11 protein-coding genes and 1 pseudogene are annotated in these 12109 nt (G+C 61.0%); 8 read left to right on the forward strand and 4 right to left on the reverse strand.

All coding sequences use genetic code 11. The annotated features are described in order from the left end of the window. Positions 1-493 precede the first annotated feature (493 nt). The 8 genes and pseudogenes from GUI70_RS19770 to GUI70_RS19800 all read left to right on the forward strand — a co-directional run bounded on the left by GUI70_RS19770 (position 494) and on the right by GUI70_RS19800 (position 8748). Complete coding sequence (locus GUI70_RS19770; RefSeq protein ID WP_161884025.1) at positions 494-1582, forward strand: SDR family oxidoreductase; 1089 nt, start codon at positions 494-496, stop codon at positions 1580-1582. Between the two features lie 387 nt (positions 1583-1969). Beyond that, positions 1970-2602, forward strand: a complete 633-nt coding sequence (locus GUI70_RS19775; RefSeq protein WP_237725060.1) for a cobyric acid synthase — start codon at positions 1970-1972, stop codon at positions 2600-2602. A 225-nt stretch (positions 2603-2827) separates the two neighbouring features. After that, positions 2828-4353: pseudogene (locus tag GUI70_RS19780) on the forward strand (transposase). After that, on the forward strand, positions 4256-5383 hold the full coding sequence (locus GUI70_RS19785) for an IS110 family RNA-guided transposase (RefSeq protein WP_237725061.1): 1128 nt from the start codon (positions 4256-4258) through the stop codon (positions 5381-5383). The pseudogene GUI70_RS19780 and the gene GUI70_RS19785 overlap by 98 nt, the downstream one beginning before the upstream one ends. 193 nt (positions 5384-5576) lie before the next feature. Further along, on the forward strand, positions 5577-6332 hold the full coding sequence (locus tag GUI70_RS19790) for a nucleotidyltransferase family protein (protein WP_161884026.1): 756 nt from the start codon (positions 5577-5579) through the stop codon (positions 6330-6332). Then, positions 6329-6601 carry a hypothetical protein gene (locus GUI70_RS19795; RefSeq protein WP_161884027.1) on the forward strand — a complete coding sequence of 91 codons (273 nt, stop codon included), beginning with the start codon at positions 6329-6331 and terminating at the stop codon, positions 6599-6601. Before GUI70_RS19790 ends, GUI70_RS19795 begins: the two co-directional genes overlap by 4 nt. Before the next feature lie 164 nt (positions 6602-6765). Continuing rightward, positions 6766-6888 (forward strand): hypothetical protein, encoded by a 123-nt coding sequence (locus GUI70_RS25090; protein ID WP_272952908.1) that lies wholly within the window; start codon positions 6766-6768, stop codon positions 6886-6888. Positions 6889-7560: 672 nt separating this feature from the next. Continuing rightward, a complete protein-coding gene (locus tag GUI70_RS19800; RefSeq protein WP_161884028.1) occupies positions 7561-8748 on the forward strand; it encodes an HsdM family class I SAM-dependent methyltransferase in 1188 nt (395 codons plus the stop codon). Between the two features lie 343 nt (positions 8749-9091). Here the strand turns inward: GUI70_RS19800 and GUI70_RS19805 are convergent, their stop codons facing one another. The 4 genes from GUI70_RS19805 to GUI70_RS19820 form a co-directional block, all read right to left on the reverse strand. Then, positions 9092-9847, reverse strand: coding sequence for a hypothetical protein (locus GUI70_RS19805; RefSeq protein ID WP_161884029.1), 756 nt, complete (start codon positions 9845-9847; stop codon positions 9092-9094). After that, positions 9844-10383, reverse strand: a complete 540-nt coding sequence (locus tag GUI70_RS19810; protein ID WP_237725062.1) for a hypothetical protein — start codon at positions 10381-10383, stop codon at positions 9844-9846. The genes GUI70_RS19805 and GUI70_RS19810 overlap by 4 nt, the downstream gene beginning before the upstream one ends. Beyond that, positions 10380-10553, reverse strand: coding sequence for a hypothetical protein (locus tag GUI70_RS19815; protein WP_161884031.1), 174 nt, complete (start codon positions 10551-10553; stop codon positions 10380-10382). The genes GUI70_RS19810 and GUI70_RS19815 overlap by 4 nt, the downstream gene beginning before the upstream one ends. 549 nt (positions 10554-11102) lie before the next feature. Then, complete coding sequence (locus GUI70_RS19820; protein WP_161884032.1) at positions 11103-11285, reverse strand: hypothetical protein; 183 nt, start codon at positions 11283-11285, stop codon at positions 11103-11105. Positions 11286-12109 lie beyond the last annotated feature (824 nt).

The following is a 12109-nucleotide window of genomic DNA, read 5'->3' on the forward strand; positions in this document are numbered from 1 at the left end:
AGCGAGCTGGGGTCGGTGAAGAGCCAGGTCTTCGCCCCAAGCGTTTTATGTTATGAAGCTTCATCAGCAGATGTTGCTGGCTGGCAATCCGAGGAGGACAGGTACAGTTGGCTGGAGGACCTCGGCAACCCGTCCCAGCCTTGCCGGTCACAGCGCCCAGCAGCGGCACCGACACCAACGTGGACGGCCAAGCTTTAGTGACAACCGTCGCGGCACCTGCTCCGCGTGGCGAGCTGGTTCTCACTGCTCACGCCTCCAAGCTGAGGCTATGGCACCGGCCTGAATCCCCTCACTCGTACTCTTCCCGCGTGCACGCTCCCGTCGTCACATCCCAGTGCAAGCAGCTGCCCGTTACCCGTACACCTTGCCGCGCCCCGGGCGACCTTATTCACCGGCGGCCACCTGCGGATCAGGTGCGCCAGACACTTTCAGACGTCGGGAGATGAACGGAGTGCCTGTAGCACCGTTCATGCCCGGCTACTAGGATGCCCGGATGACTTCTCCCGCACTTCCTGCCCGGACGGCCCTGATCGTGGGCGTCACCGGCCTCTCCGGCAGCACGCTTGCCCGCCTCTTAGATGCCCAGGGCTGGACCGTCTACGGACTGTCTAGAACAGCGAATACAGAGATGGACGGGGTCCGGCCGGTCGCAACTGACCTCCTCGATCCAGCGGCGCTGACCCGCGCCCTCGCTGAGGTCACGCCCACCCACGTCTTCATCACCTCCTGGATGCGTCAGGAGACCGAAGCCGAGAACATCCGGGTCAACGGTGCCATGGTGCGCAATCTTCTGGACGTCCTCGCTCCAAAGAGGTCGGTGCAGCACGTCGCCCTGGTCACTGGCCTGAAACACTACCTTGGTCCCTTTGACGCCTACGCCAAGGGCGACGCCCTGCCAGTCACGCCGCTCCACGAGGCGTTGCCCCGGCTCGACCTGCCGAACTTCTACTACGCCCAGGAAGACGAGGTGTACGTAGCAGCTGAGCGAGACAGCTTCAGCTGGAGCGTGCACCGCCCACACACCCTGATCGGCCTGGCCGTCGGTAACGCCATGAACCTTGGCACGACGCTCGCGGTCTACGCTTCACTCTGTAAAGCGACTGGCCGTCCGTTCCGCTGGCCTGGGTCAGGCGCGCAATGGTCAGGACTATCGGACGTGACAGATGCCCGGATGCTGGCGCAGCAATTGCTTTGGGCCGCTGAAACCGATGCGGCACATAACCAGGCCTTCAACGTGGTGAACGGCGACGTCTTCCGCTGGAGTCGCCTGTGGGGCCAGATCGCCGATTGGTTTGGTGTGGAAGCCATTGGTTTCGACGGCACAGTACACCCGCTTCAGGATGAACTTGCGGGAGGCGCCGGCGTCTGGCAGACCTTAGCGGCCGATCAGGAACTGAGAGAACCGAATCTGGACCGCCTGGCTTCCCCCTGGCACACCGACCTTGATCTGGGCCGACCGATCGAGGTGGTGACCGATATGGCCCGGAGTCGGCGGCTCGGATTCTCGGCGTATCAGAACACAGAGGACTCGTTCTTCGATCTCTTCGCCCAGCTGCGTCAGGAACGTCTGATCCCGGAATAAACCGAAAAATCAGTTTTTCCGTTGATGTGGTCATGCTCAAGCCATAAGCATACGCGGCGTGAACAGCTCCTCCCACAAAAACGGCACCTGGGTTCCTGGGTACGACCGGCGCTGCTAAGCGACGTGACAATTGCGTCGCCTAGCAAATAAAATCTCAGATGCTTCCAGTGGCGCGACGGCAGCGATAGCTTCAGCACCCACCGGCGCATTGCGCGAAGAGACTCACCAACGCCAGTAGGTCGAGGAGCGTGCCCAGGAAGTGCTCGCGCTCAGCACGGACCTAGCCAGACCAGACACCTGCCTGACACCGAATGGCAGCGGCTGGCGCATCTGCTCGGCACCTGGCACTGTCTGACGCCAGTCGAACGCGGTCTGCTGAGGGGCTTCGTGCTCAACCGCTTCCGGGGCGACGCGGCGCTACTGTCGCCCGGTCCCGAATGGCTGGAGGCCCAGACAGGCGTCGCGACTGTGGGTGTCGTTCCCTGGCTACCGTATTCTTTGCCGGAGGAAGACGGCTTCTGGGTTGGCGAGTCCAGTGTGACTCCCGCGTCCGGGTTCGTGGCCATCCCGCGCCTACCCAGAGTCAGTAACCTCGACGAGTTCGCGCCGCTCGGGGCGCTGGCCCGCTGGATCACCCGGTCCGACGAGCTACAAGGCGCTCAGGCGATCATCCTGCCCGGTAGCAAAGCTACAGTGGCTGACCTCGACTGGCTGCGGCGCAGTGGGCTGGCAGCGGGCGTCTCGAGAGCGGCAGCGGCGGGCATCCCGGTGCTGGGCATCTGCGGCGGGCTGCAGATGCTGGGTCACTCGGTCAGCGACCCTCAGGGAGCCGAGGGCGGAGGCGACGTGCCGGGACTGGGCCTGCTCGACCTGCACACCGTCATGGCTGCCGACAAGACCACCCGCCAGACCCGTCTGCTCGACCCCGAGACGGGCGGCACACTGAACGGCTACAAGCCTGCTGGCAAGTTTGATCCTCCAAGATCGCCCAACAAATCCTGGCTGGCTCGAGGCCCGTAGGGTCAGGCGCAACAGTATTTGAGGCCCTTCAAGCCTGCACACAACATCCCGTCGACCGGACCCGGGTAGTGACCCTCTCTTTCCCTTTTTTTCTACGACAGCAAACTTGATCTGATGTAGGATTTTCTGGCGATGGCCCGACTGAACAAACGCGATCCCGCGGATCGGCGAGAAGTGCTGCGTTGCACCACCACGCACTGCCCGGTGTGTCACGGCCCAACCTGGATGACCCACCACAATGCCCGCCACCTCATTCTCCTGACCGGTAGCGTGCAGTACACCATCAAAGTTCGGCAGTGCCAGAACGCGGCCTGCTCGGCGTACAAGAAGCCCCTTCGGCCCGAGGCCGAAGGGGCGCTGGCGTTACCACACAACGAATACGGCTTGGATGTGCTGGCCTTGATCGGCGCGCTGCGGTATGGACAGCACCGCACTGTTCCGGAGATTCACGCGATGTTGCTGGAACGCCGCATTGAGATCAGCGAGCGCACCGTGACGCTTCTGGTGCACCGCTACGAAGAACTGCTGGCACTGCGCCTGATGGATGCGACTCACCTGCGATCCAAGCTTGGCAGACAAGGGCAGGTGATCCTGGCCATCGATGGGCTGCAACCAGATGTGGGGCACGAGGTGTTATGGGTGCTACGTGACGTCCTGTCTGGTGAAGTGCTGCTGGCACGTGCTTTGCTCGGAAGTGGTGAAGATCAGCTCGTGCCGCTCTTCCAGGAGGTGGTGCAGGCGTTGGGCAACACCATGGCGATCCTGGGCGTGATCAGTGACGGGCAGCGTTCCATCCGGAACGCTGTGCAGCGTGCCCTCCCAGGTGTACCGCATCAGCTTTGTCAATTTCACTTCCTGCGCGAAGCCGCCCGACCGATCTCTGAAGAAGATCGACACGTCAAAGTCCAGTTGAAGAAGAACCTCAGAGGCATCCGGAAGATTGAACGCCGCCTGGAAGCACGCCCGGACCGACATGCCGGCGTGTTGACTGCCTACTGCCTGGCGGTGCGCAGTGCGCTGACCGACGACGGTCGCCCGCCACTGGTGGCGAGCGGCCTGCGACTCAAGGAGCGCATCAGCGCGATCGAAGCCTCATTGGAACACGTCCTCGAGACGCAAAAAGGGGACTTGGAGCGGTAGATCGCGACCTCGCCTTGTTGCACACGCACCTCAGCCGGGCGTTGCAACACAGCGAGTCGGTTTGGCCCAAGATCGAGGCGGCGCACTGCCTCGTGCTGCAGGCCGCGCAGGTCCTCGCCAATCTCGGCGACGACACCCCGGAGACGGTCGAACTTCAGTTCGACCGGGTATTGCAGCGCATGGCGCACGAAGCCAGCCGCCCCGGGTCACTCTCAGCGCCGCTCCAGCACTTCTTGAGGGCCACTGAGAGCTACAGATCCAACCTCTTCGCGACGTACCGGGTGCCGGGCTTGCCCCGAACGAACAACGATCTGGAGCAATTCTTCGGCTCAGCTCGCTCTCACGAACGTCGCATCTCGGGTCGGAAGGGTGCCTCTCCCAGCACAGTGATTCGCGGTCAGGTGCGGCTGGTTGCGGCGTTTGGGACCCGCTTGCGCGCCCCGACGCCAGCAGAGCTCCGGCCCACCTGCGTGTCGGCTTGGAGAAGCCTCCGGGCCGATCTTGAGGTTCGTCATGAGGCCAGACGACAGCAGTTGCGCTTCAGACGCGATCCAGCCGCCTCCCTTCAGCAACTTGAGGATCAACTTCTCAGGTCAAGTTTACCGTCATAGTTTTTTTTGGGTTTTTCTGTTTGTGCTGGGTCTCGATGTCGGCAAAAGTGAACGCTACGCCTGCCTTCTCCAGGTTCATGGGCCTGGGTCCCTGACCCTGATCGGTGTCGTCAAAGCCGGTGCGAAGACCGCGAAGGGACATGCACAGCTTCTCGCAGGGCTGACGAAATCGGTTGCTGTTCGGGATGATCTCTCGGTGGTGATGGAATCAACCCGTGTGTCCTGGGAGCGGGGAGCGATGACCCGGCATGATGCTGGCGATGGGGTCAGCGTTGTGAATGCGGCGCAGATGAAGTTCTTCGCGAAAAGGACGTTGAGGAGCGGGAAAACGGACAAGCTGGATGCGGAGTTGATCGCTCGGTCTGGGGCGGTCATGCAGCCAGTGTGCTGGCTGCCTCCCGAGGCGGAACTGATCGAGCTGCGCGCGCTCCTTCATGCACGTGACACCATCGTGGAACGCCTGACGCTGGAAGCAGGTCGTCACCACGCGGTGGATCACCAGCACCAACCCCATCCCAGGGCCATCGGTTTCTGTGAAGCACGTCAGAAGCGGCTCGAACAGCAGCTGGAAGAAGTCAATGGGGCAGTTCAGGCACTGGTTCTCGGGTCCGAGAAGAGACAGGAGCAGGTCACGCTCCTCGCCTCTCTTCCTGGGATTGGTCCGTTGACAGCCTCAATCCTGCTGGTCGAGCGCATGCACCTGAGTCGGATGGAAAGCTCGAACCAATGGGCTGCGTCCGCAGGTCTTTCCCCTGTGCCACGTCAGTCAGGCAGCTTTCCTGGTCGTACCCGTATCTCAAAAAGAGGAAATGGACGTCTACGACGGGCGTTTTACCGTTGTGCCCTGACAGCATCGCGGATGAAAAACACCTTTGGAGACTTCTACCGTCATCTGATTGTCCAGGGAAAGCCCAAAAAAGTTGCCCTGATTGCCCTGGCTCGCAAGCTCCTCCGAGTCGCATTCGCCGTCCTCAAGTCAGGCCAGAACTTTAATCCAGACGACCGACGTCAACCTCCCGTGGCGGCTTGACACTCTTGGACCAACACAGTATTTGTTGGCCCGCAGGAAGCGGGAGGCCCTGAAAAGGCAGGTCGCCTGAGATTCAGGCGACCTGCTGTACGAGTTCCCGCTACGACTTGAACGCAGCTTGTTGGTGAGAACGCCGAGGGCCAGCGGGCAAGGTGGCGTTCGGCTCCAGAGCCTTCCAGTAGGCTGAGGCCACATGAGTCCCCGTAGAGCACCTGAACCCGAACCCGAAGCCTTGCGGCAAGCGAGAGCTGCCGGACTGAACGAGAGTTGTGCCCGGCTCAGTGTCGCGCTGCGCGGCCTGCACACGACAGACCCCAGCACGCTGGAGCAGCCCGAGACGGACTTCATGCGCTGCTACGCCGCTGCACGCTCCCGGGCTGCAGACTTCGCCCAGCACCTGAGCGCGTTCGGCCAGGCCACCAATCATCCTGCCAGTGCCCGTCCAGGCGGGGTCAAGAAGCTCGACCGCATCGTGGAGAAGTACAGTGTGGACCTGCGGTTGCCGCTCGACATGCTCGCCGGGAAGGTGGTGGTCGACTCGCTCTGGGATCTCTACGACGTGGCCTCGAAGCTACCGGAGTCGTTCCGGGTAGTCGGCTACCGTGACCGGGTGGTGCGGCCCCAGAACAGCGGTTACCGCGATCTGCAATTCACTGTGGAGATGGGTGGACACTACGCCGAACTCAAGGTCATGCACCGGTTCATCGACGAACTCGACGAGCACGAGCACCGCCTGTACGAGATCCGCCGGGGGCTGGAAGCCAAGCGAGAGAGCCGCCTGTTTGCCCCAGAGACTCACGCTGCCATCCCCCTGCTGAGTACCCCGGTGCTCTCCCCGATTGAGCAGCTGACGCTAGACAGACTCAAGGCCACAAGCGCAGACTTGTTCAACGGAGCCTGGAGATTGGTGCTGGCCGCCGAGCAAGACCCAGCAAGGAGCCCCACATGACCACATTGGAACGGGAACGAACCGGCGAGACGAAGTACTACCTGGTGGGCCGCGTGCCGGTCAAGATGCAGGAACGGCCCGACGGTGTGGCGTTGGTGGCCTTCAATCCCTTGTTGGGCGGCTTCGTGGCGGACCCCCGCTATTACAGCGCGATCAAGTGGAATGAAGACGGCCGCGTGCAGGAGATCGACGAGGCCCAGTTCGAGCGTGAAGTTGAGCGGCTGCGGCGAAGCGAGTTCTACCCGGCGGCTGTGAACGGCAGCACCTGAACGCTCAGGAAATTTAAGGCGGCTGGTTGATTGATAACGGCGTCAATGTTGCAGGACATGCACGTCCAGTCAGCGCTAGAACCTGAGCGGCTTGCCCGCCTGCGCTACACCCTCGAGAACTGCTCCCTAAGCGGTTTCGAGCGCGACCCTGGCCTGAAGACGCTGTGCCGGAGGACACGCTGGTCTTTACTGCCCACCTGCCTGGAGCCCAGCAGCGCGCCTGGGCACTCCTGGCAAGCTTGCTGGAGCGCTTTCTCCTGCCGTTCCTGATCGAACACGATCTTTAAGGGGACTGGCCTTGCAGCTTCTTATGCCGCGCATCATCAACGACTATTGGCTCTATGAATCAAATTCTGAGAGGAGATGTGGAAGCGAACATTCGCCCGTGACATTCGGTGTTCTCGTGGATTGAATATATAGTTTAGGATCAATTCAAGAACCGTCCATCCTACCCTCACGCCGATGCTCTAGCTACTGAGCTCAGCTTGAGCATCAGCGTCGGCCACCAGAAATGCCAGCTGGGTGAGTTTGCTCCTGATGTTGTGGGGGCAACATCGAAGCCGATCTCAACTTGGGTGAGCAAGGTCGTCTGCGTTGAGCTGATGTCCTTGCTTATATATGTTCCCTGCATGGACAGATAAGGCAGAGGGACCCGCGTGATTGACCTGGCCGCTGGACAGGCTACTGACCACCGCCGGGCTACAGTGGGACCTGTAAGTACTCTGCAGGTTTTCGCCGAAAGGCTCCATTCCCTCCTCGATCAGGAAAGCCATCACGGCAGTGGCGTAGCTGTTCCAGAGCACGTGTGGCTCGGAGCTCTACGGCAGCAGATCAGCCAGGGGCGGTCCCTGAATGTGCTGTAGGGAAAGGGCGACGGACAGCGAACCAGATGGTTTCTACCGCGCTCATCGGCATAGATTGAGCGGGCCCCAGTCAAACCTGGTGCCCGCTCGTTTCTGGTGTTGCCGGCCTCGCAGCCTGACGGTGACGCTGCCGAGGCGCTCCAAGCCTCAACGGTCGCCGATCCTGCGACCACTGCTCGCAGTTCCCGCAAAGTCGCCTCGTTCGTCGAGCAGTTTCCCATCAGTGACATCCAACCGGTATGGACGACCCTAACGGAACTCGGACGGGCCTATACCGACCTGCTCGACCAGGCGGGACGCCCTTCCAGTTCGGCGCTCCACAGCCAAACCCCCAGTGGTATCGCCAAGCTGATGGCGACGCAACTCCATGCCCAACCCGAGATACGCATTCTAGATCCTGCTTGCGGCGCGGCACGGCTACTGGTCGAAGTGGCGAGGGAACAAATCGAGCAACATAGGGATCCAAACGGCCTGAAGTATGTCGGCCAGGAGGTCGATCCCAACCTGGCCTTCTTGGGCGCTCTCCATCTCATGCTCCATGGGGTCGTTGATTTTGAGATCCGAGTCGAGGACAGCTTGTTGCAATCGACCGTCAAGGCCAGAGATTTCGACCGCGTCGTCGGCGATCCACCCGTCGCTCTGGCCATCCCCCACCTCGGTTCTGAGTTGCAGGGGGACGTGCGCTGGGCCTTCGGCGGCACGTCGCTGCCGAAAACGGCCGACTGGTTATTTTTGCAGCACGGTCTCGTCGCCCTCAAGCCAGGCGGTCGGGCGGTCTTCATCACCGCCCACGGCCCGATGTTTCGGAGCGGTGCCGAGGCGGCCATTCGCCGAGATCTGCTGGCGGCAGGCTGGGTGAGCGCCGTCGTCGCCCTGCCCAGCGCCTTGTACCCGAATCTGGCCCTGCCGCTGGTCATGACCGTGTTCGACCGACCCGAAGGCGGAGCGCGCGGCCATCAGGACGTCTTGATGATCGACGCCAGTGGCCTGGGCACCCGCGAAGGGCGTGTGAAGGTCCTCCCGGAAAAGGTTCGTCAGCAACTGACCACCTTGATACAGGAGCGTAACCCGAGTGAGCCCTATGCGACGTTGGTCGAATCCGAGCGCATCTTCGAGAACAAAGAGGCCTGGCAACCCAACCAGTACCTGGACTTCGAAACCGACCAGACGCGCGACTTGACCGTCATCGAAGCCGAGCTGCAGCAACAATTGGAGCACCTGAAGGCCGTAGAAGGGGATCTTCAACAGGCATTTGGTGCGCTGCCACATGGACCTCTCGGCTGACGCCTGCTCAGACCGCGACCGTCACTTTTTCGCGGTTGATCACTTCGCAGGCTTGGCCGTGTGAACGTCTCAAACTCCCGTCGCCGTGCTTCCAGCTCTTGCCCACCACTCTCGGTGAGGGCGTAGACCTTCACTGAGCTGCCACTGCGGGGGCAATCCTCAAACACATTAAGTGGGTAACCAGTGCATCCATCAATCGAACATCACGGGATACCCAGCCGGGTCAGCCACCGGGTCAGCAGCAATCCGGTGGCTCCTACCTGAGTGATCAGGACGCCTCAGTGTTCACTGCTCATGGTGTGCCTCCAGTTCAGCCCCAAGTGAGACGTGGTACCCGCGTCCCTCATTCCTGCGCCTCGGTATACTGCTCGAGCAGTGCCAGCAGCGTGATGTGGGTACTCAGGGACTGCGCGCTGTCTGGCTGGCGCTGCAATCGGAAGATCGTCGTCAGGTGATTACGCACCTGCTCAGCCCAGCTGGCCTCCTGTCCGGTCAGACTGGCCCGCTGTTGATCCAGCAGCGGTCGGTGGTGCTGATGGTTGCGTTGCGTCCCCCAGATCATCCGGACCCACAGCATCTGACCCAGACCCGAAACATCGGGTCTGTCCTGGGGTTCCAGACGCAAGCCTCCCTGCCGCTCCACCTGACCGGCCAGCCGCAGAAAGGTCAGCCAGTGGGTGTCACGCTGGTTCAGCGGCTTTGGAGACCGGACCCTAGACGGCAGCATCGGCATCAGGTGCAGCTGACTGGTGCGCTTGAATTGGACGGTCAGCGACAGGAGATAGCCATCAGCGTCTCCCAGCCCAGCGGGAACACAGGCCAGGGCCAGACTGAGGTCCCGGAGCATCGCGGCCGCGCCGCCCGCCTGATACTGCGCCAGTTGATTCGAAATCTGGGCGATCGGCATCTTCATGGGTTTGGCATCGGGGTCCAGCCCCATCCGGAGCCTGAAGTGACAGAGCGTCGCGGCCATGATCATCAAGCTGCGGGCCGGATCACCGGTCCGCACCGCCGGTTCGGTGAGTTGCGCCGTGAGCCGCGCCGCCGTCAGCAACGCCCGCTCAAAGCCCGACAGCAGATCCGGTTCGAACGGATTCACGCTTCGCCCTCCATGACCAGCCGGGCCTGGCCGAGATCATAATCGTAGGCGTAGGCTCGCGTGGTGAGCTGCCCTTCCACCCAGCCCAACATCACTATGATGTGAAGGTCGTCTACCAGGCCCATCTCTTGCGCCCGCCCCACCCAGGCCAGATCGGTCATCAGGTTCGGGAGCTGCCGGTCGGGAGACATCAGCCACTGCCCCACCCAGTCGCAGCTGCCTTCAGACTGCGCCGTCAGAGCGTCGTTCCAACCCAGCAGATACGACCCGTCGAAACTCAGGGGATCACAGGCCGAGGGCTGAATCGGATACCCATTGCGGGCCACAAAGCGGATGTGGAGGGTCTCGCCCTGCCGGGTCCCGAAGAGCGGTCCACCTTGCAGGTGACCGGGCACCAGGAGCCAGGCACGCAACGCCCGCAGAGCGTCCGGACTGAGGGTCCAACGGGCGACAGGCATCGCCTCAGCATCGGACGGTGAGGGCGTACCAACCAGAGCGAGGACGCGTTGCTGAGCACGATTGAGGGTCAGTTTCATGGTGCCCACCGACCGATCAGGTCCTTGCCTGCACGGTGCCTCAAGGTGGGTAGCCGGGTTTCAGCGTCCCAGACGCCGCAGAGAGGGCAGCCGCTGGGTCGGGCGAGGTTGCGGAGCGGATCGCCAGTGTTGCTGCTGATCTGGCGCTCTCGGTATTTGAATACGGTCATGGTGAACTCCTGAAAATGGCGAGGCCACCCAGTTTGGGTGGCCTGAAGAGGGTGGGCAATGCTGGGCGTAAGAATGGGGTTACGAGATCGTCAAGGAGATCCTTTGGGCCAGCGAGCCAGGTATGGGAGTCAGTGAAATCACTGCTACGTCCCCGCCACCCGCACAGCGGGTGAAAATCTTTTGCTTTTGACGCCCTTCTTTTCTGACGATTGGGCTGCTGGATCGTGCCGGGCCAAGATGTGCGTATCCGCGAGTGGGGTTAGCCACGATCACGCGAATCGAGAGCCTTGACAGAAGAAATAAGGGGTTCAGAAGGGGCAGGACACTCAGGCCCAGGCTGCCCGGCTCTGCGAGACGCATCCGGCCACCGTCAAGCCGCCTCGTGGGTCAGGCCTCCGGACCTTGTGATCCCGGCTGAGGGCGTTCATTGGGCTGTATTGCCTTCACTTGATCCTAGAACGTGTTCTCCATACTCCTGCTCTGGGCGCTCATGAAGCGTTTTCTCACTGTGTAGGATGAGCAGTTTATCAGGTGCGAACGCCCCGCCGTCACTCGCGAGGAAACTCACGTTTCCTTCGGGCTTCGTCCTGCCAGGCCAGGATCTGATCGAAGGAGGGCTCGAAACCCTCCATCCTCAGGCTGTTGTACGTCACGCGGGCCAGTCGAAGCCGCAATTCTTGCGGCGTGGGCTTGCGCGGCATAGGAAGCTTGGGTGTGGCAGTTGCGGTCATGGTTCAGTCTTGCGCGAGGGTGTGCCGCGGTCAACTCTCCCGTTGATGTCGCCCACTCGACCTCCACGCACCGGGAGGGTTTTCGGCCACTGGAGTTGATCGGGGCCATCAATCACACATCCTCTTCTCCGAGGCACGCCCTATAGGCTCTCTCCTTACTCCCGCATGTTGAAGGGTGGCGCGAGTCATCCGTGCGAGGCGTAGAAGGGACTCGAGCGTACACAAAGGAGGCTCGGTGCGCCGCAGATAGGGCAGCGACATCATAGGCCACAGCAGCGGGAAGTAGGTATTTCCCATATTGGCAATTGGTGATTGATGTGCTAGAGCGCCACCAGATGCACTGTTCCTCACGAAAAGTTGAGTTAGATCCACTGACGTTTTTTGATTTATACCCGTGTGCTTCGTATTCATATTCCGCGTTGCCTCCACTTGAGAATTCACTGTGGTGCACATATCCCAGAAATCGTCAAGACTGTGTGTTGTATTACACCTGAATCGACTGTATATATTTCTTTTATCCGGAAATAACTATATTTTGAGTAGATGCCTTTTCTTAAAACTATTTACCTTTACTTTATCCCACTTATGGCCTCTTGCAGTTCTAATGCCCATTCTGTTTAAGCTATCGGCGATCTGGGAATCGTCTTGATGCGGTAATAGATTTCTCACAACATTGAGCGCTTTTTCGTAGATGTAAAGCCTAGGCTTTACATCTGGCTCAATATTAGACCTCCTGCGAAAGTGGGTAGCTATGCTGGGTGAGTGAGCGACAAGCGGCTGGAACGAACACTGAAGATGAACCGCACGCGCTTCAAACGGCGCAC

Origin of the sequence: Deinococcus alpinitundrae (assembly GCF_009982895.1) — a bacterium.
Classification (GTDB): Bacteria; Deinococcota; Deinococci; order Deinococcales; family Deinococcaceae; genus Deinococcus; species Deinococcus alpinitundrae.

Excerpts from the sequence above, each read along its gene's own strand:
- GUI70_RS19795 (WP_161884027.1), top strand. The coding sequence starts at position 6,329 with ATGACCACATTGGAACGGGAACGAACCGGCGAGACGAAGTACTACCTG.
- GUI70_RS19770 (WP_161884025.1), top strand. The coding sequence starts at position 494 with ATGACTTCTCCCGCACTTCCTGCCCGGACGGCCCTGATCGTGGGCGTC.
- GUI70_RS19790 (WP_161884026.1), top strand. The coding sequence starts at position 5,577 with ATGAGTCCCCGTAGAGCACCTGAACCCGAACCCGAAGCCTTGCGGCAA.
- GUI70_RS19815 (WP_161884031.1), bottom strand. The coding sequence starts at position 10,553 with ATGACCGTATTCAAATACCGAGAGCGCCAGATCAGCAGCAACACTGGC.
- GUI70_RS19820 (WP_161884032.1), bottom strand. The coding sequence starts at position 11,285 with ATGACCGCAACTGCCACACCCAAGCTTCCTATGCCGCGCAAGCCCACG.
- GUI70_RS19785 (WP_237725061.1), top strand. The coding sequence starts at position 4,256 with ATGAGGCCAGACGACAGCAGTTGCGCTTCAGACGCGATCCAGCCGCCT.
- GUI70_RS19810 (WP_237725062.1), bottom strand. The coding sequence starts at position 10,383 with ATGAAACTGACCCTCAATCGTGCTCAGCAACGCGTCCTCGCTCTGGTT.